General features: G+C 57.7%; 15 protein-coding genes and 1 tRNA gene. 6 read left to right on the top strand and 10 right to left on the bottom strand.

Annotation, left to right across the window (positions count from 1 at the left end):
• Positions 1-153 precede the first annotated feature (153 nt).
• Complete coding sequence (locus IEX40_RS14870; RefSeq protein ID WP_188749659.1) at positions 154-1080, bottom strand: LysR family transcriptional regulator; 927 nt, start codon at positions 1078-1080, stop codon at positions 154-156.
• Between the two features lie 261 nt (positions 1081-1341).
• Here IEX40_RS14870 and IEX40_RS14865 point away from each other — a divergent pair, with 261 nt between their 5' ends.
• The 4 genes from IEX40_RS14865 to IEX40_RS14850 all read left to right on the top strand — a co-directional run bounded on the left by IEX40_RS14865 (position 1342) and on the right by IEX40_RS14850 (position 5423).
• The gene (locus tag IEX40_RS14865) at positions 1342-2346 is read left to right on the top strand and encodes a tripartite tricarboxylate transporter substrate binding protein (RefSeq protein WP_188749656.1); all 1005 of its coding nucleotides are present in this window, start codon (positions 1342-1344) and stop codon (positions 2344-2346) included.
• Positions 2347-2429: 83 nt separating this feature from the next.
• Complete coding sequence (locus IEX40_RS14860; RefSeq protein WP_188749654.1) at positions 2430-2951, top strand: tripartite tricarboxylate transporter TctB family protein; 522 nt, start codon at positions 2430-2432, stop codon at positions 2949-2951.
• A 2-nt stretch (positions 2952-2953) separates the two neighbouring features.
• A complete protein-coding gene (locus IEX40_RS14855; protein ID WP_188749653.1) occupies positions 2954-4507 on the top strand; it encodes a tripartite tricarboxylate transporter permease in 1554 nt (517 codons plus the stop codon).
• The gene (locus IEX40_RS14850) at positions 4494-5423 is read left to right on the top strand and encodes a shikimate dehydrogenase family protein (protein WP_229680778.1); all 930 of its coding nucleotides are present in this window, start codon (positions 4494-4496) and stop codon (positions 5421-5423) included. Before IEX40_RS14855 ends, IEX40_RS14850 begins: the two co-directional genes overlap by 14 nt.
• Before the next feature lie 258 nt (positions 5424-5681).
• Here IEX40_RS14850 and IEX40_RS14845 read toward each other — a convergent pair.
• Positions 5682-5758, bottom strand: a tRNA-Val gene (locus tag IEX40_RS14845).
• 134 nt (positions 5759-5892) lie between these two features.
• On the bottom strand, positions 5893-8460 hold the full coding sequence (locus tag IEX40_RS14840; RefSeq protein WP_188749651.1) for a bifunctional diguanylate cyclase/phosphodiesterase: 2568 nt from the start codon (positions 8458-8460) through the stop codon (positions 5893-5895).
• A 138-nt stretch (positions 8461-8598) separates the two neighbouring features.
• Between IEX40_RS14840 and IEX40_RS14835 the strand changes: the two genes are divergently transcribed.
• Positions 8599-9429, top strand: a complete 831-nt coding sequence (locus IEX40_RS14835) for a substrate-binding periplasmic protein (RefSeq protein WP_229680777.1) — start codon at positions 8599-8601, stop codon at positions 9427-9429.
• On the opposite strand, the gene IEX40_RS14830 is transcribed toward IEX40_RS14835, so the two are convergent.
• The 7 genes from IEX40_RS14830 to uvrB all read right to left on the bottom strand — a co-directional run bounded on the left by IEX40_RS14830 (position 9417) and on the right by uvrB (position 18825).
• Complete coding sequence (locus tag IEX40_RS14830; RefSeq protein ID WP_188749649.1) at positions 9417-10070, bottom strand: response regulator transcription factor; 654 nt, start codon at positions 10068-10070, stop codon at positions 9417-9419. The two genes, IEX40_RS14835 and IEX40_RS14830, sit on opposite strands and share 13 nt — an antisense overlap.
• A 9-nt stretch (positions 10071-10079) precedes the next feature.
• Positions 10080-11438, bottom strand: a complete 1359-nt coding sequence (locus tag IEX40_RS14825) for a cache domain-containing protein (RefSeq protein ID WP_188749647.1) — start codon at positions 11436-11438, stop codon at positions 10080-10082.
• An 87-nt stretch (positions 11439-11525) separates the two neighbouring features.
• Positions 11526-12812, bottom strand: a complete 1287-nt coding sequence (locus IEX40_RS14820; protein ID WP_188749645.1) for a TRAP transporter large permease — start codon at positions 12810-12812, stop codon at positions 11526-11528.
• Positions 12813-12830: 18 nt separating this feature from the next.
• Complete coding sequence (locus IEX40_RS14815; RefSeq protein ID WP_229680776.1) at positions 12831-13367, bottom strand: TRAP transporter small permease subunit; 537 nt, start codon at positions 13365-13367, stop codon at positions 12831-12833.
• An 83-nt stretch (positions 13368-13450) separates the two neighbouring features.
• Positions 13451-14530, bottom strand: coding sequence for a TRAP transporter substrate-binding protein (locus IEX40_RS14810; protein ID WP_188749644.1), 1080 nt, complete (start codon positions 14528-14530; stop codon positions 13451-13453).
• Positions 14531-14785: 255 nt separating this feature from the next.
• Entirely contained in the window at positions 14786-16630 is a 1845-nt protein-coding gene (locus tag IEX40_RS14805; RefSeq protein WP_188749642.1) for a methyl-accepting chemotaxis protein, read from the bottom strand.
• Positions 16631-16809: 179 nt separating this feature from the next.
• Complete coding sequence (gene uvrB, locus IEX40_RS14800) at positions 16810-18825, bottom strand: excinuclease ABC subunit UvrB (protein ID WP_188749640.1); 2016 nt, start codon at positions 18823-18825, stop codon at positions 16810-16812.
• Between the two features lie 242 nt (positions 18826-19067).
• Between uvrB and IEX40_RS14795 the strand changes: the two genes are divergently transcribed.
• Positions 19068-20255, top strand: coding sequence for a pyridoxal phosphate-dependent aminotransferase (locus IEX40_RS14795; protein WP_188749638.1), 1188 nt, complete (start codon positions 19068-19070; stop codon positions 20253-20255).
• The last annotated feature ends 36 nt before the right edge of the window (positions 20256-20291 follow it).

The following is a 20291-nucleotide window of genomic DNA, read 5'->3' as shown; positions in this document are numbered from 1 at the left end:
ACGGGGTGGATAGCCGGCACCTCAGTGCGGTGGGGTAAGGCGCTAACGTAACAGAGAGATATTCGGCCACCATCTATGTATATACATAAACTACAGATCAACAGCCGCGTAACGTAACGAATGCTCTGCCCATAACCGGCGTAGCAAGGGGGCTTATACCCTTTGTTCAGCCGCCATGTGCTGGCGCATCTCATCTTTCATAGCGTCTATCAATGATTCGGCAAAACTCGAGAGCTCAACATCGTTTCGCAGTGCAACGTAGGTACTGAAGCGCACTGGATCCTCAAGCTGAATGACCCGAAGATCACTGCTTTCCGCCCCGAGTCCAGCCAACGAAAAACTGTCAAGTACGGCCACACCCAGCCCCTGTCTGACCAATGAGATCACCATTGATCCGAAGCGCACGCGAAAAGTCAGGTCGTATTCGACATTGGTCCGACTGAACACGCTGTTCAGTATCTGGCCATAGGGATCGACAGGGTCGACGCCGATCAATGGGTACTGCGCGATCTCCTCGGCACTCACGACAGTGTGGGAAGCCAATGGATGGTCGCGGTGCACCACACAACGCAATTCACCCTCGGCCAGCGGCAGGAAGTCGATCGCCGGGTGGTCGAAGCTGTAGCTCATACAGACGAACTCACCACGCCCAAGTAGCAGATAGTCGATCGCCTCCTCAAGTTTCAGTGTCTCGACATTGAGATGCAGATCCGGGTAACGCCCGCGCAAGCGACCGATTGCACGGGGTACCATCGTCAGAGCCAGGCTCGGTACCGAGCCGAATACAAGTTCGACCTCCCGTCCACGCTCCAACTGTTCGATCGAGCGGTTCAGGTCGCTGAGCTTTTTATACAGATCATTCAGCTGGGCGAAGATGCCGCTCGCTTCCGGACTTGGCGTGTATTTGCCGCCTATGCGGGTAAACAGCTTGATCTCCAGTATCGATTCCACGTGCTTCATGGTTCGGCTTACGCCGGGCTGTGAGACGTTCAGTAAGCGCGCCGCCCCGGCGATGGAGCCCGCCACCTTGATTGCGCGGATCATCTCGATCTGACGCAGGGTCAACTGTCGTTTTGGCATGACTCTTCCTCCATTGAAACCACTATCTAGCGCAAGCCCGGCAAATCGATGGAGCCCTACTGCCTCCACTAAAATTAACATTATGTTATAGATCTACCAAGTATTGGTATTTGACGTTTACCTCCATCAGCGCAAAATTTAATCACAGGGCGTAACTGGACGATCCAAGTCCAGATGGAGAGACGCAGCACGTCTTTCCCTGCGCGCCAATACGCAACAGACAAGACAGCTATCGTCCAATAACAACAAAGGATAACAGGCATGAAAAAAGCATTGATCAAGACTCTTGCTGGGGTCACCTTTGCCGGTCTGCTCGCCGGTACCGCCCAGGCTCAATACCCCGAAAAAGATCTGCAGGGCATCATCCAATGGGGCGCTGGCGGATCAACCGATACCGTTATGCGCTCGGTAACCCCTCATGCGGAAGATATCCTCGGCCGCGACGTCATCATGACCAACAAGACCGGCGGCGTCGGCGCCATTGCCACCAAATACGTCAACGCGATGAAGGCCGACGGCTACACCCTGCTGATGGGTGCCGAGAACCCGCAGATGTACAAGGTGCTGGGGCTGGCCGACATCGATTACGGCGACATGATCCCAATCAACGTACTGGCCCGCGGCACGCCGATCTTCGTGGCACGCAACGATGCCCCGTTCAACACCATGAAAGAGCTGGTCGAGTACACCAAGAAGCACCCAGGTGAAATTAAAACCGGCTCCACCGGCCCTGGCGGATTGACCTCCATCGTGCTGGCGATGCTGGAGGCGGAAACCCATATCGACTTCACCGGCGTCCCCTATGACGGTGACGGCCCGGCCCTGACTGCACTGCAGGGCGGCGCAATCGATATCATGCCCGCGGTACTTGGCGCCGCCATCGAGCACATCAAGGCCGGCCGCATGAAGGTGATCGGCCTGGTCGATACCCAGTCCAGCCCGCTGCTGCCGGATACCGCACCGATCACTGAAGAAATCCCCGGCTTCAACAAGTACCTGCCCTGGGGTCCGTTCTTCGGCGTCTTCGTCAAAAAAGATACCCCGGCCGAGGCGGTCGAGAAGCTGACGGCGGCCTATCATGAAGCGGCGCAGAACCCCGACTTCAAGGACCTGATGGACAAGCGCGGCTTCACCATCATGAACATCTCCGGTGATGAAGCGGCCAAGTTCCTCGACAGTTACCGCTCTGTCTCCTCCTGGATCGTCTATGACGCCGGCTTTGCCAAACACTCTCCGGAGGAGTTCGGCATCAAGCGCCCCGAGTAATCCAAACCGGGAGCCGGGCAGCCCGCCCGGCTCCACCGGTTGACCACCGGCCAACCGACTATAACTAGAGTGAATCCATCACCATGCCTCATTCCCAGCATAGCTATACCAAACCCGGTGAAACCCTGTTCGGCTTCCTGATGGTGGTGCTGAGCGTGTTTCTGTTCTGGCAGGCCTACAGCATCGCCGGCTTCGAATCCCTGAGCTCGCCCGGCGCCTTTCCGCTGGCCGCCACGGCACTGATGGTGATCACGGCCTGTATCGCCTGCGTGCAGAACCTGCGTCTGCCCTCAGAAGTGCAGGGCCACTTCTTCAAGGAGATCCTGCCGCCGGTGGTGGCGGTGATGATCGCGGTCATCCTGCTGTTCGCGGTGGTGCTCGATACCCTGGGCTTCATCCCCACCGCGCTGGCCTTCCTGTTCCTGACCATCAAGTTTCTGCATCGCGGCGGCGTGATCCGCACGACGCTGCTATCGCTGATGGTGCTGGTGCTGATCTATGTCGTCTTCCGCCTGGTGTTCAAGGTGGTGCTGCCGGAAGGGATCGTGCCGGAACGCGAGATCCTGGCCTACCTGTCCGATCTGTTTAACACGGGAGCGCAGTGATCATGCTTGAGGCTCTGCAATATTTTTCCATGGCCTGGGTCTCGCCCCAGTTGCTGTTCCTGACCGCGCTGGGCACCTTCCTCGGCATCTATGTCGGCGCCATCCCCGGCCTCTCCGTTACCATGGCGGTGTCGATCCTGATCTCGTTCACCTTCGCCTGGGATATCAACAACGCCCTGTGTCTGATGGTCGGCGTCTACATGGGCGGCGTCTACGGCGGTTCGCGCACCGCGATCCTGCTCAACATCCCCGGCGCGCCCTCGGCCATCGCCACCGCGCTGGACGGCTTCCCCATGGCGCAGAAGGGCGAGGCGGGGCGCGCCATCGGCCTGTCCACGGTGATGTCCGTGGTCGGCGGCTTTATCGGCATCTTCATCCTGGCCATCGCCGCGCCCCATATCAGCGAGTTCGCGCTGACCTTCCAGCCCCGCGATTACATGATGCTCGGCATTATGGGGATCATGCTGGTCGGCTCCCTGTCCGGCGAGAGCCTGACCAAGGGTATCTTCGCCGGTGCCTTCGGCATGCTGGTCGGCACCGTGGGCCTGGATCCGCTGACCGCCGAGGAGCGTTTCACCTTCGGCGCGGTCGAGCTGTGGAACGGCATCAATCCGGTGGCGGTGATGATCGGCATGTTCGGCCTGTCCGAAGCGCTGATGCAGCTGCACCACCTGGACAAGGTGGCACTGAAGCAGAAACTGGACCGCATCATTCCGGCCTGGGCCGATGTGCGCAAATACCTGTCGCTGAGCACCCAGTCCTCGGTGCTCGGCACCATCATCGGCGCCCTGCCCGGCACCGGCGGCGATATCGCCGCACTGATGGCCTATGACCATGCCAAGCGGGTGACCAAGAATCCGAAGGTGCCGTTCGGCAAGGGCGCCAAGGAGGGGCTGATCGCCCCGGAATCGGCCAACAACGCCGCCGTCGGCGGGGCCTATATCCCGATGCTGACGCTGGGTATCCCCGGTGATGCGGTGACCGCGGTGTTCATCGGCGCGCTGTTCATCCACGGCCTGAACCCGGGCCCGCTGCTGCTCACCGAGCGCCCGGAGATGTTCTGGTTCACCGTCGGCAACCTGACCCTGGCCAACATCTTCGTACTGATCTTCGGCCTCACCGGGATCAAGCTGTTCGCCCGCATCGTCGAGTGCCCGAAAGGGATCCTGATCCCGCTGATCTTCCTGCTGTCGATCGTCGGCGCCTACGCGATCAACAACTCGGTAGCGGATATCTGGTGGATGCTCGGTTTCGGTGTGCTGGGCTACTTCATGAAGCTGTACGGCTACCAGGTAGGGCCGGTGATCCTCGGGGTGATCCTGAGCCGGCTGGTGGATGAGAACTGGCGCCGGGCGATCATCTCCGAGCGCGGCGACCTGGGCGAGTTCTTCGGCCAGCTGTTCTCCAGCCCGCTGTCGATCGTGCTGTTCTCGATCATCACCCTGGTGTTTGTCAGCCAGACGCCGCTGTGGACGCAGTTGAAACGCTGCTTCAAGCGCCCACCTCGACCGGACGACTCCGCTCACCCGGGTAAGTCCAAGGATGCCGCGGCATGATCCAGAAACCACACTCTACTGCGGGCAGCGCCAACCGGCGGGCATCCGCATCGAAGGTAACCACATGATCAAACTGGGACTTATCGGCCGGTCGATCGCCAAATCCAGCTCCCCATCTCTGCATAAGCTGCTCGGTGAGCTGACCGGCTACGCCATCGATTATCGACTGCATGAGCCTAAGGACAACAGCCCAGCCGCGTTTGCCGAAACTCTGCAACAGCTGCGTGCCGAGGGTTATCGCGGCTGTAACGTGACCTATCCATTCAAACAGGTCGCGCTCGATCTGGTTAGCCAGACCCGGCCTGAGGCGGAGCTCGTGGGGTCGACCAATACCCTGCTGCTGAGTGACGGGGTTCTGGCCGCCAATACCGACTACACCGGCTTCATCCGTGGCTATCGCTCCCGCCTCGGCGATTTACCGGCGGGCACAGTACTGTTGATTGGCGCTGGCGGTGTCGGCCGCGCGGTCGCTTTCGGCCTGTTCGAGGTAGGTGCCAGCGAGGTGATCGTGTTCGATCGCAACGCGGCCGCCGCACAATCACTGGCCGACGCCATCAACGCGGCAGGCTTCAGCGCCGACGTGGTGGGAGCAGGCGCTCTGGCTGATGCCGCGCGTCTTGCCGATGGTCTGGTCAACTGCACACCGGTCGGGCACTACAAAACCCCCGGCAACCCGCTGCCACCCGAACTGTTCGGCGGCCAAAAGTGGGCCTTCGATGCCGTCTACACCCCATTGGATACCGAATTCCTGACCGAAGCCCACCGCCACGGCTTGGCGCTGATGTCCGGGTTCGACCTGTTCATCTATCAGGGGATCGACGCCTTCGAGATATTCATGGATCTAAAGGTCAATGCAACCCGGGCACTTGCTGCGTTCCAGCAGCGATACGCCCTGCACAGCGAGTTGATCCGCTAGCGCGGTGCCTAGCGTACTTTGGGACTGACGTTTCTCGTGTCAGCGCTCAGTCTCTAGTCCCAACGCGATAGACGTTGGTTTTTTCGGGCTACCTTGGGTAGCCCTTTTTTATCGCCTGAGCGGCATAAGGCCCCAGACCCTGACAGAATCGAACAAGCGAAGAGGATGATTGAAAAACTCTGGAAAACGATTGGAATACTACAAAACAAAAACAGCCGCTCGGCATTACCCGTAAGCGGCTGTTTTCTTTAAGAATTCTGGTAGGACTAACTGGACTCGAACCAGCGACCCCCACCATGTCAAGGTGGTGCTCTAACCAACTGAGCTATAGTCCTAAATGTTTGAGCAAGAACCCTTGCCGTCAAACGTGGTGCGTATTATATAGATGCCCCGGACTTTGGCAAGCCCTCGCAAAAACATTTTTTTAGGCTTTTTCTATTTCTTTTCAACGCTTTAGATTATTTTTTGATCAGCCATGCCCTGCCAGGACGGTTAGCCCCCGGCGGGCGCTATCGAACAGTGCGCCGACCTCCTCAACGGTCAGCGGTTTGCTGAGCAGGAAGCCCTGGATCAGATCACAGCCGGCACTTTGCAGGAAACGTAATTGCGCTGCGTCATCGACACCTTCGGCGACCACCCGCATCTGCAGGCTGCGAGCAAGCGCGACCATGGCGTTGATGATCTCTTCATCGCTGCGATTCTTGCCAATACCGATGACAAAGCTACGGTCGATCTTAAGGTAGTCCGCCTGCAGCTCCTTCAGGTAGCTCATCGATGAATAGCCGGTACCGAAGTCATCGACAGAGACGAATACGCCGGCCGCTTCGAGCGCGGCGAGGTTGTTCTTGACCAACGGCGATTTGCTCATCAGCGTGGTTTCAGTGATCTCGACCACGATACGGTCGGTACCGATGTGATGGCGGGCTAACGCACGCAGCAGGCGCCCGGCGATATCGTCCCGTGCCAACTGCACCGCCGATACGTTGAGGCTCAGGTACCCCACTTCCAGCCCCTGACCGTCCCAGGTCGCCAGTTGGGCGATCACCTCATCCATCTGCCAGGCACCGAGTTGGACAATCATGCCACTCTCTTCCGCCACCGGAACGAATTCGGCTGGCGATATCCACTCGCCCGATCCGTTTTGCCAGCGCATCAGCACTTCAACGCCGAGCGGTTTGAGCGTATTGGCATCAAAGATCGGTTGGTAACGCATGGAGAGCTCGCCTTCACCCGCCATCGCCGCCCGCAACCCCTGTTCAAGGTCTACCCGTCGACGCATCAGGTAGTCCATCTTCACATCGAAGAAACGGTACAGGTTGCGGCCATCATGCTTGGCCTTGTACATCGCCAGATCAGCCTGCCTCAGCAGGGTAGCCGGCTCGGTGTCGCCGCTGACACCAACAGCAAGACCAATACTCGCGGATAGCTGGAATCGAGTGCCGTTCAGCTCCACCGGCTGAGCCAGCACCTTGACCAGGCGCGAGGCAAGCTCCTCCAGCCAGCGGGTATTGACCTCTTTGGTGATCAACATGGCGAACTCATCGCCCCCGAGACGCGCCAGGCAGATATCCTCAGTCACCGCATTGAGCAGGCGCCGCACGGTGATCACCAGCAGCTCATCGCCCATGCTGTGTCCCAGGGTGTCATTGACCGTCTTGAAATGATCCAGATCGATATATAGCAGGCCCACCTTCCGTTCATCTGGCGCCTGCAGCGCTTCGGCCAATTTCTCCGCCAGGCGGCGCCGGTTGGGCAACTCCGTCAGCTGATCATGGAATGCGAGGAACAGCGCACGCTGCTCCGCCTCGCGGCGTGCGGTTACATCTTCGTGAACAGCCACATAATGATCGATAAGATTGTTATCGCTACGAATCGGGGTGATGGTTTGATCGACAATCAGTCGGCTACCGCTGCGCGTGCGGTTGACCACTTCGCCACGCCAGACCTGACCGCTGGTGATTGTCTGCCAGAGATCGTTGAAAAAAGCCTTGGGATGCTCGCCTGAATTAAGTATTGCCGGAGTTCGTCCTACCACCTGCTCGGGTCCGTAACCGGTCAACGAGGTAAAGGCGCGGTTGACCCACTGCACCACGCCGCTGGCATCGGTAATGATGACCGCGTTCGCCGTGGTACTGATAGCGGTGCCCAACAACTGAAGACGGTCAGCCATGCTCTTTTGCCGCTGCGATAGGCGAAATATGAATCCGGACGCCAACAGGATCAGCGTCACAATGCCAATAACCAGCCACTGCAGGCGGGAAACCAGCCGATGCCAGTGCGCCAACCCTTGGTTCAGGTCGTACTCCAGCGTCAGGACGACCGGAAACATCGACGTGGCTCGGTAGTTCAGCAGGTAACTGCGTCCGACTTTTTCGAGTTCGACGCTGCCCCACTCCCGCTCGGCCAACCGGGACTTGAACGGCTCCTGCTCGGCCAGACTGTATCCTGGAAGCTCGCCGATAGAGGGTTCGGACACCATCAAACTGCCGTCGTAGTTGGCCAGACGCAAGCTTATAGGCAACTGTTCAATCAATGGCTGAAACTGGGCGCTTACCGCATCCGGATTCCACACGGCAACGATCCACGCCACCAGACTCCCTTCGAGCTTATAGGGCATACAGATCGGCAGTTGATAGATTCCGGCAGGCGCGAATGTCTCGGTCAGAAAACGGCCCTGCAGTGCCCGGCCGAATACCATCGGCAGATGCGTGTCCGCCTGCGCAAGGCAGCTCAAGCCCGCTACGGTCCTTCCAATCGCTCCCGGCTGTGAACTTCCCAACACCAGACCTTCGGCAGAAACCACCGCAAGCTCACGCAGTTGGGGGCTCATCTCTATAAGCAGCGCAAGGCGACGTTGCAGTTCGACAGGCTCAAACAGCAGTTCAGTGGTGTACTCAAGCTGCGCTCGCATACTGTTCATGCGCCCCTGGGTGTCCTGGATACTGCGCACCAAACCACTTTCCAGGGTCTGCGCGAGTACCGCCGACTCGGACTCGATACTGACTCGGGCGCGTGACTCACCGATCGCCTCAAACACGATAAAAACCGCTATGAAACAGGCGCTCAGTACAATCCCGATCACAGGAACGACTAATAAACGATTCCAGATCAATGGAAGAAAACCTCAAACTGCTTATAGTCGGCATCATATACGGTATCGAATAAGGAGCGCACCATGAGCATACGGCCAATTGCTTCAGGTCAGAGTTTTCTTACCCTGTTCACGCTTTTACTGACAATGACACTGCCATCTTTCGGACACGCCGATGACCGCCTGCAACGGATCGAAGCGAGCGGCAATCTGCGCGTATGCATATGGCCTGAATATTTTTCAATCAGTGCACGACACCCGAAAACAGGCGAACTTGAGGGTATTGATATCGAACTCGCGCATGCTTTCGCAGAGGATCTGGGGGTTAAACTGAGCTTCATCGAAACCCACTTTGGCCGTTTCATGGACGATATCGAGCAGGACAGATGCGATATCGGCATGTTCTCCATTGCCATTACCCCGGCACGGGCAGAGCGTATCGACTATAGCAAGCCCTACCTGGCTAGCCACATGTATGGCGTCACCACCCGCACACATCAGGGCCTGAGCAGCTGGGCCGACATCGATCAGGCTGGCGGCGTGGTGTGCGTTCAGGAGGGAACCTATATGGAGGGCTACATGCGCGAGCATCTCAAACGGGCGAAGATGCTGGTGGTGCGCGATCCACGCGAGCGCGAGCAGTCGGTGCTATCAGGCCGTGCCGATATTTTCATCACCGACTTCCCTTACTCCCGCAAGGTGCTGCGTTTCTATGACTGGGCCAAACTGATCGAACCCGACGAACTCAACTCGCCACGCCCCTTCCGCTACGCCTACGCTGTGGCCAAGGAGCAACCTGAGTGGCTGGGGAGGGTTAACCAGTTCGTCGAGCAGATCAAACAGGACGGACGCTTGAGGGAAGCCGCCAGTCATCACGATCTGCTACCGGCCGTAGTCAGCGATCAGGATATCTGAACCAGGTTGTGCTCGATGGCATAACGCACCAATCCCGCCGCCGTCTGAATGTTGAGTTTCGACTTGATGTTCTGGCGGTGGGTTTCGACGGTACGCACCGATATATCCAACTCCCGCGCAATCTCCTTATTATTGCGCCCTTCGGCCAACAGTTTCAGCACCGTCAGCTCTCGCCGGGTCAATACACCGCTGTCCTGCGCCGCGCTTACAGGTTCGTCGAAACGACTGAACAGGGTCTGCGACGCACCGGAGCTGAAATAGGTCCCCCCTTGATGCACGGTCTCGATCGCCTTAACCATCTCCTCCGAGGACACGTCTTTGAGGATGTAACCTGAGGCGCCAGACTGGATCAGCTGCAGGATATACTCGCGATTATCATGCATGCTCAGGATCAAAACCCGCACCTCGGGGCAGCTCTGACGAAGTTCTCGTGTCGCTTCAAAACCGTTCATTACCGGCATCGACACATCCATCAGCATCACGTCAGGCTTCAGTTCGCGTGCCTTGTCCACCGCCTGCTGCCCATTACAGGCTTCGCCGACCACGCTGATTCCGGGCTCATCCTCCAACCTTGCGCGGATGCCATCCAGCACCAGCGGATGATCGTCTACCAATATCACTTTTATCGGGGTGTCGCTCATCGTCTCTCCTCATGCCTGCGCCGACTTGACCGGTAGCCGAACCCGAATCCGAGTCCCCTCACCCAGATCAGTATCGAGCCGGTACTGACCGCCGAGCAACTCTACTCGCTCACGCATATTGCGCAGGCCGATACCCAGCACATGCTTGTTCGAAGAGGGCTCAAAGCCTCTACCATTATCGCGCAGATCCAGCCTGACCACATTTCGTTGATGGTCTAGGCTAAGCATCATCTCGCTGGCATCGGCGTGACGCTCCACATTGGTCAGCGCTTCCTGGATCAATCGATATAGCGTCATCTCGATATCCTCGGGCAATCGCTTCTCGGGCAAACTGATTTCACGCTTGATCCGCACCCCGGTACGCTCGGAGAACTGTTCTAGCAGATTGCCCAGTGCCGACTCCAGGCCAAGATCGTCGAGGATACTCGGACGCAGATCGTGGGAGATACGTCGCACCTCCTGAATCGCTTCATTGAGGACCTGGCGCCCGGCATCCAAGTCCTCCAAACCCTTACTGTCGCCTGCAGACAAGCGACGCTGCGCCAGTTCCATACGATACAGCACCGACACCATCAGCTGGTTGATGCCATCATGCAACTCCCGGGAAAAGCGTCGCCGCTCATTGACGTGAAACAGTATCGAACGCTGCGCCAACGAGCGCAGGCGCACATCGGCCAGGCGGCTTTCATGCAGGTTGATCGCCACCCCGACCAGCACGATCAACAGCATAGTACCCAGCACGATAACGCTGACGGTAAAGGAGTTCTCGCGAATATTGCGGCTCACCTCACTGCGGATCTTGTTGACCTCGGCACTGATATCGTCGATATACAGCCCGGTCCCAATCATCCAGCCCCATTCGGGAATCCTCACCACGTAGCTGATCTTCTCCTCGATCTCTTCGCGCGAGGGTTTCTGCCACAGGTAGTGCCGGTAGCCCCCGCCCTCGGAAGCCGCCTGCATTAACTCACGGATGACATAGACACCATTGCGGTCCTGAATATCGATCAGGTTCTGCCCCACAAGTTCGGGCTGGATGGGGTGCACCAGGTTGACGCCCTCAGCGTCGTAGGCAAAGAAGTAGCCATCGTCACCAAAAGTCATATCGTGAAGGATCTGTTTCACCTCGGCCTGGGCCTTGTCCCTGTCCTCGCCAGACTCGACGATCACCTGCCGAATCAGCGTCTGTGCGATATCGACGTAGTGGCGCAGCTCGCGCCGCTTCGACTCCAGCAGGCTCTGCTCGAATATTTCGATCTCCTGCTCCGATAGCAGCCGCACACCCTTACTTCCCAGCCAGGTGGTGAATGAGGTCACCAGCACCATCGGCAGGATCGCAAGCAACATTATTTTTATTTTAAGCGTCATGGGGTTAGATATTCCTTTAGACCAGAAACAGAGAAGCCGGCTGTGGTTTCCCACACCCGGCTTTTCCGTGCCTGTTGAACTGTCTGTTTATACCAGACCGTACCAGCTCGGCAAAACCATGATTGATATCACGATGATAATCTGGATCAGGATGAACGGCATGACCCCTTTGTAGATATCCATGGTTGTGACTTCCCGCGGTGCCACACCCTTGAGGTAGAACAGCGAGAAACCGAAGGGCGGGGTCAGGAAGCTGGTCTGCAGGTTCATTGCAATCAGTATCGCGAACCAGAGCGGCGCAATGCCGAGCAGATCCGCCACCGGCGCCAGAATCGGCACGATGATGAACGCGATCTCGACGAAATCGATGAAGAAACCAAGGATCAGAATAGCGATCATTGACAGGATCAGGAAGCCGGTTGCACCGCCCGGCAGATTGGACAACACCTCTTCGACGATATAATCGCCGCCGGTGTAGCTGAACGCCATGGAGAAGGCGGTCGCACCGAGCAGGATGGCAAACACCATCGCGGTGACCTTGACCGTTTCGACCGACGCTTCCATCACCATCTTGACACTGAACTGACGGTAAAGAATCGCCAGCACCAGCGCACCGACACCACCCAGAGCCGCGGATTCCGTCGGCGTGGCGATACCGGCGAAGATCGAACCCAGTACCACAAGTACCAGTGCCAGCGGCGGTACGATAGACGAGATCGCCTTGATGTAGAACTGCTTGCGGTTAAGCGAGTCGTCACGCGGTATTGTCGGCGCCATCTCCGGCTTGGCCCAGGCGATCACCAGAATGTAGATCAGATAAGCACCCACCAAAACCGCACCCGGAATAACGGCAGCTTTGAACAGGTCTCCAACCGGAATACCCAGCACATCACCCAGAATGATCAGGATAATCGATGGCGGGATGATCTGCCCCAGCGTACCGGAGGCACAGATGGTGCCGCAGGCAAGTCGTTTGTCGTAGTTGTACTTCATCATCACCGGCAGCGAGATCAAGCCCATCGCGACGACGGAGGCTCCAACCACACCGGTAGACGCCGCAAGCAGCGCACCTACGAGCACGGTGGAGATCGCCAGACCGCCACGCACCCCGCCAAACAGCTGACCCATCGACTCGAGCAGCTGCTCGGCCAGACGGGTACGCTGCAGCACAATACCCATGAAGATAAACAGCGGGACCGCCATCAGCGTCACGTTTTCCATGATGCTCTGAATGCGGAACGGCATGAAAGCGAATATATCGGGACCTTCAGCAAAGACACCGAAGATCAGCGCCACACCACCGAAGGTGTACGCAACCGGAAAGCCGACCAGCAACATCAGCAGGGCGGCAAAAAACATGATAATACCGATCATTATCTGGACCCCGTCTGCTTAATGTTGAACCGGCGTATAGTCATCATCCTGGTGACGACCCGCCAGGATATTGATCGAACGCAGCATCAGCCCAATACCGCTGATGAAGTTGAAAAACATAGCGAACGGGATCACCGATTTGATGACCCAGCGATAGGGCAATCCACCCGGATCACCAGAACCCTCACCAAGCTGGAACGACTCGCGCGCGAAGTCGACACCATACCACGCCACCAGCAGGCAGAAGGGGATCAAAAATACCAGCGTACACACCAGATCGATCCAGGCTTTCTTACGCAGGGCGAGACCTTCATAGATCACATCAACCCGCACATGCCCACCGGCGCGCAAGGTAAAGGGGATGCCAAGCATGAACATGGCAGCGAACAGATGCCACTCCATCTCCTGCATGCCGATAGAGACGGCGTTGAACAGGTAGCGGGATACAACGTCGTAGAATACGTTGAACAGCATCAGCACAAAGAGGATGGCGGCGATCTTGCCAAGCAGATCGGAAAACCGATCAATCGTCTGTTCAAGACGTAACAGAAACATGGTCAGCGACCTCATGGCCCGAGGGGTGAGTTTCAACGAGGCGTGGGAGCCGCAGCCGAGGCTGGGCTCCCGCAGGGCAGAGTTTACTCCTCAGCCATGCTGTTGAGATAGGCGCGCTCGCCGATATCGGTCCAGACGCGGATCAGTTTCTGATACCCGGTCTGGGAGTCGATGATCTCCTTGGCCAGAGGATCGGCTGCCGCGGCTTCTACCAGCAGTTCATCGTTGGCTTTCTTCAGCGCAGCGATAACTTCAGGCGGGAAGTTCTTTACTTGTACGTCGGGGAACTCAGTCTTCATGTTAAACCAGTTCTCAGCCGACGCATGGTGCGATTCGATGGTCATGTTGTAGGCAGACACCTTCATCGCGGTCATCAGGATCTTCTGCAGATCTTCCGGCAGGCTGTCGAACTTCTTCTTGTTGATCAGGAACTGCAGCTCAGTACCTGGTTCATGCCAACCGGTGTAGTAGTAAGGCGCAATCTTGTGGAAGCCCATACGCAGGTCCATGGACGGGCCGACCCACTCCAGCGCGTCGATGGTGCCGCGCTCCAGCGAGGTGTAGAGCTCACCCGGTGCGATGTTGGTCGGGCTTGCGCCCAGCTTGGCCAGTACCTCACCGGCGAAACCCGGAATACGCATTTTCAGCCCGTTGAGGTCCTCAACCGAGTTGATCTCCTTGCGGAACCAACCACCCATCTGCATACCGGTGTTGCCGCCGGGTACCGAGATCAGGCCAAAGGGTTCATACACCTTTTGCATCAGGTCCATACCGCCACCGAAGTAGAACCAGCCATACTGCTCGGTTGCGGTCATGCCAAACGGCATGGTGGTGAAGAACAGGGTATTGGGTACCTTGCCCTTCCAGTAGTAGGACGCGGAGTGGCCCATGTCGTACTGACCGGCGCGGACCATATCAAACACGCCGAATGCGGACTTGTGCTTGTTGGCTGTATCAATCTCAATCTTCAGGCGACCGTTGGACATCTGTTCGGCCAACTGCGCCATTTCGCGAGCGGGGTGGCTGAACACGCCGAAGTTGGTCGGCCAGGTCTCGGCCAATTTCAGGCGATAGGTTTTCTCTGCGGCCTGGGCCGGCGCGATAACAGCAGCAGCTACAGCTGCAGCCGCAATCAACTTACGGGCAAACGTCAGTTTCAACATTGTTCTTATGTCCTTTTATATTGGGGTTCACCAAATCAGCTTAGACACTGATAAAGCGATTTTCAGTATCGCAAAGGTCAACTGGCCAGACCTATTCGCAATAGCGCGCAAACCAACCCGTAATTACGCGGTACCACTCCGAAACAACACGCAAACACCTCTACGTATTTTTACGTAGGTAGCTTGAAGTCAGCCCCAAACCAAGAGGGCGGCTTATTGCTAAGCCGCCCTCTTGGTTACTCTACCGTCTGCCAACTAGCAGCGGAAACGGGAAACCATCTCCTGCAGTCCGCGTGCATGCCCGACTACATCCGACGAGAAGCTGCCGATCTCACGACTACGTTCGGAGCCACGGGATACGTTATCCAGTACTGCATTCATGCTGTGGGCAATCGACTGCGCGGTAGCGGAGATCTGCTCGATGCTCGCCGCTTGCTGCTGATTGCGATCGCTGACCTCGCCAAAGAGTGAGCGGATGTGACTCATCTCCTGAATCGCCTCGCCACCCTGACTACGACTGTCGCTAACCTGGTTCTGTCCATTCTCCATCGCTGCCAGAATCTGCTTCATCTGGACCTGCATATTGTTGTTGATCTCGTTGATGCTGGAGGTCGCCGACACGGTCTTCTCCGCCAGTGCCCGAACTTCATCCGCCACAACAGAGAAACCACGCCCCGCCTCACCGGCGCGTGCCGCTTCGATCGCCGCGTTCAACGCCAGCAGGTTGGTCTGCTCAGCCAATCCGTTGATCATGTCGGTGACACCGTCAACACGCCCAGAAGCCGCATTGAGGTCATTCAGCTGATCATGAATACGGGCAAACAGTTCGGAGATCCGCTCCAGCGAGCCCAGCGCACCGGTAATCACCGCCCCGCCCTTCTCGGTCGCATCCTGAGCCTGATTGGACAGCCTGTTGGTCTCCTCCGAGGCGTTCGCCATCTCCATTACGGTCTGGCTGATCTCTTCCGCGGCCGCCGCTACCGAGCTGGTTTCCGATTCTGTCTGCTCGCTTTCGGTGATCTGAACCTTCAGAGTCTGACTGAGCTCTGAGGACATACGCTGCAGCTGTTCGCTGCTGCCTTTGACACCGTTAAGCACGCCACCCAGCTGTTCGGTCAGATTATTGACAGCAGCGCCCAATCGATCGAACTCATCCTGGCGCCCTTCGCTTACCGGCAGGCGCAGCTGCAGATCACCCGCCGCCACCTTTTCCAGGGAATCCAGCGTGGCAGTGAGCGCGCGGGTCGACTTTCGCCAGGTGTTCATCAGCAGAATAAAGATAATCAATGATACGACAGCACCGGCAATCAGGATGGTCATCCGTGCCTTGCCGCTGGCTTCGTTGGCGCCGTTGCGCGCAGTTGCGAGTTCAGCGAGCACAAATTCCAGATCGCTGGCCACCTCTTCATTCAGGCTGACCAGGTATTGCTCGGACTCCGATGCGACCGCATTCTGCTGCTCCAGCAACACGATCAACTTATCCATTTCCGTTTCGATTTTGGTCAGCGGTTCATCAAAGGTTTCGAGAAAATCGAGCTCGACCAAACTGGTTCTCAAACCTGCTGCGGCTTCCTTGTAGGCGGCGAAACTTTCCGGGGTACGCTGTTCGATTACCTGGGAGACGCTCTCCTTCAGTACCCTGAACGGCTGACGCATAAAGGAGAATAGCGTCCGCTCAAATGCGTCCATCTCCTGGTTCACCGCCGCACGCTGCCCCTCTTCATTGGAGGTACCGATCGCTTTGGTTGTTTCCAGCAGCCGCTTCTTGGCATCGACCCAGCTATCCAGAGTTGCCTGCAAGGTCTCAGCCTTATCCATTCCTTGCTCAACCAGCGTGTTGAGCACCCCCGCCTGCTGCTCCTGCAAGGATGCAAGCGCACCGACCGCGCGCTCGCCATCCAGGCGCGAAACGTTGGAAACCTCGGATTTGAGATTACTCAGATCGATAACCCAGCGCCCGAGCAGATCGACCTGTTCGGCCGCCGTGCTCTGTTTATTGAGAGAGGTTATCGAAAGTGTAACGAGAGCCGCGAAACCGAGAATCGTGAGAATAACCACGAGTAGCAGATTCTGTTTGAACCCGAGCTTCAGATAGGACATGGATGTTCCCTTGTGACAACTTTATAATAATTCGCCCGCTCCTTGGCGGGATCTTTTCGGACATTTCTCTAGCCCACTCTGGGCCCCCCAAATGAGTCCTGTCCGTATTTTGCGACTTTAGTCGCAATGAAACCACTTTTTAACACAACGCCAGTGCAATACAAGCCCGGATGCGGCGATTAAGGCATCGACGCGTGTTTTAAACGCTCCAGTTCATCGCGCAACTGAGCCGCTTTTTCAAACTCCAGATTACGCGCCGCCTCGTACATTCGGTCTTCCAGTTGATTGATAGTCCGCGCCAGCTCCTGAGCGCTCAGCTTGCCCTCATCCACCCGATAACTGGTTTCAGGCTCGGCGACCTTACGCCCACTCCGCCCGCCCTTACGGCCGGGAATGTTCGCGCCTTCCATGATATCGGCTATCGATTTGACAATGCCGCGCGGCGTAATGCCGTGCGCCTCGTTGAAGGCGACCTGCTTGTCACGACGGCGCTCGGTCTCGCCGATCGCACGCTCCATGGAACCGGTCATGCGATCAGCATAGAGAATCGCACGTCCGTTCACGTTACGCGCGGCACGACCGATGGTCTGAATCATTGAGGTTTCGGAGCGCAGGAAACCCTCCTTGTCGGCATCGAGTATCGCCACCAGTGCCACCTCCGGCATGTCGATCCCCTCACGCAGCAGGTTGATCCCCACCAGTACATCGAACTCGCCGATGCGCAGATCACGGATGATCTCGACCCGCTCGACGGTGTCAATGTCGGAGTGCAGGTAACGCACCCGGACATCGTGTTCGGCTAGAAACTCGGTCAGGTCCTCCGCCATCCGCTTGGTCAGGACGGTCACTACCACGCGTTCGTTGCGCGCTGCGACAAGGCGAATCTCGGAAAGCAGATCGTCTACCTGCGTCGATGCCGGGCGCACCTCGACCACCGGATCGACCAGGCCGGTCGGTCGAACCACCTGCTCAACCACCTGTTCGGCATGCGCCGCTTCGTACTTGCTCGGCGTCGCCGAGACAAACACCATCTGAGGTGCCAGTCGTTCCCACTCCTCGAACTTCAGCGGTCGGTTATCCAGCGCCGAGGGAAGGCGGAAGCCGTATTCAACCAGCGTCTCCTTACGCGAGCGATCCCCCCGGTACATGGCACCGAGCTGCGGAATGGTGACATGGGATTCGTCGATGATCACCAGCGCGTTGTCGGGCAGGTATTCAAACAGGGTCGGCGGCGGCTCGCCCGGCCCGCGGCCGGACAGGTAGCGTGAGTAGTTCTCGATACCCGAGCAGTAGCCGAGTTCCAGTATCATCTCGATATCGTACAGGGTGCGCTGCTCCAGACGCTGCGCCTCGACCAGCTTGTTGTTGTCGCGCATCTGCTTGAGACGCTCGCGCAACTCCTCCTTGATATGGTCTACCGCCTCCAGCAGCACCTCCCGTGGTGTTACGTAATGAGTCTTCGGATAGATGGTGGCGCGCGGCACCTTCTGCAGCACTTCACCGGTCAACGGATCGAAATAGCTGATCTGCTCGATCTCCGCGTCAAACAGTTCGATACGGATCGCTTCCTTCTCCGATTCCGCCGGAAACACGTCGATGACATCGCCACGCACCCGATAGGTACCACGATGCAACTCGACATCATTGCGGGTGTACTGCAGCTCCGCGAGCCTGCGCAGCAGAGCGCGCTGGTCGATCTCGTCACCGCGGTCGAGGTGCAACATCATCGACAGATAGGATTTCGGGTCGCCCAAACCGTAGATCGAGGAGACGGTGGCGACGATAATCGCATCCTCCCGCTCCATCAGCGCCTTGGTCGCCGACAGCCGCATCTGCTCGATATGATCATTGATCGAAGCATCCTTCTCGATAAACGTATCGGACGATGGCACATAGGCTTCGGGCTGGTAGTAGTCGTAATAGGAGACGAAATACTCCACCGAGTTGTCCGGAAAGAACTCGCGGAACTCTCCATAAAGCTGTGCGGCCAGCGTTTTGTTGTGGGCAAGGATGATGGTCGGCCGCTGCACAGCGGCAATAACGTGGGCCATGGTGAACGTTTTGCCCGAGCCGGTCACACCAAGCAGCGTCTGCGCCGCCAGTCCCGACTCCAGACCATCGACCAGCTGCGCGATCGCTTTCGGCTGGTCACCCGCCGGCTCAAACGGAGAGCTGACCTTGAATCTCTCTTTCATCCATCTATCCTGCATTCAAGCGAACCCGGAAGTATAACGCGTAACGCCTGTGCAAAGCATTCGCTTCCCGGTGACCAATAACGAGCACGCGCGGATTTCTTATCGGCAACTTAATTCACTAAAGTCACCTGTTGATCCGTTTTTTACGACAACAGGGATTTAGAGTGGATCCTTAATCCTGTATGCTCTGCGAGTTACACTTCATGACGATTTCGGGCACTGATAGCAAGAGGAACCTAGGCTTGGACGTGCAACTCTCCAACCGCGTAAACAGCATCAAACCCTCGCCGACACTGGCGGTCACCAACCGTGCCGCTGAACTGCGCGCCGCGGGACAGAACATTATCGGTCTTGGCGCCGGCGAACCGGACTTCGACACTCCGGCTCATATCAAACAGGCCGCCATCGACGCGATCAATAGCGGTTTCACCAAGTACACCGCCGTTGATGGTACTCCGGCGCTGAAGAAGGCGATCATCGCCAAGTTCGAGCGCGATAACGGCCTGAAGTATGAAGCGAACCAGATCCTGGTTTCCTGTGGCGGCAAACAGAGCTTCTTCAACCTGTCACTGGCGCTGATCAACCCGGGCGACGAGGTCATCATTCCTGCACCCTACTGGGTTTCCTACCCGGATATGGTGCTGGTCTCAGACGGCAAGCCGGTCATTGTCACCACCACTCAGGAGCAGCGCTTCAAGATCAGCCCACAGCAGCTGGAAGCAGCGATTACGCCGCGTACCCGCCTGGTAGTCCTGAACAGCCCGTCCAACCCGACCGGCGTTGCCTACACCCTGGAAGAGCTGGCGGCACTGGGCGAAGTCCTGCGTCGCCACCCGGATGTGCTGATCGCCACGGATGACATGTACGAACACATCCTGTTCGGCGACAAGCCGTTCTGCAACATCCTCAACGCCTGCCCGGATCTCTACGAGCGCACCATCGTGCTCAACGGCGTCTCCAAGGCCTACTCGATGACCGGATGGCGCATCGGCTATGCCGCTGGTCCCGCCAAGCTGATTGGCGCCATGAAAAAGGTCCAGTCGCAGAGCACCTCGAACCCGACCTCAATCTCCCAGGTCGCCTCACAGGCCGCCCTCGAGGGGGATCAGGAGTGCGTCAAGGAGATGGTCAAGGCGTTCAAGGAGCGTCACGATTACGTCGTATCGGCACTGAACGAGATCGAAGGGGTCGAGTGCATTCCGGCGGATGGTACTTTCTATGCGTTCCCCAGCTTCCAGAAAGTGATCGACGCCCGTCCAGAGTTTGCCGATGATATCGCGCTCGCCGAGTACCTGCTGACCGAAGCGGGCGTCGCACTGGTACCGGGCTCCGCCTTCGGCGCACCGGGCAACTTGCGCCTGTCATTCGCCACCAGCATGGATGTGCTTAAAGACGCGATTGGACGTATCGCGAAGGCACTCAACAGCTGATGTCCAGACAGCGGGAGCCCTCTCCCGCTGTCCCAC

Source organism: Marinobacterium zhoushanense, assembly GCF_014641945.1.
Lineage (GTDB): Bacteria > Pseudomonadota > Gammaproteobacteria > Pseudomonadales > Balneatricaceae > Marinobacterium_D > Marinobacterium_D zhoushanense.
Note: the sequence above shows the minus strand (reverse complement) of the source record. Positions and strands in the feature narration are given on the sequence as shown.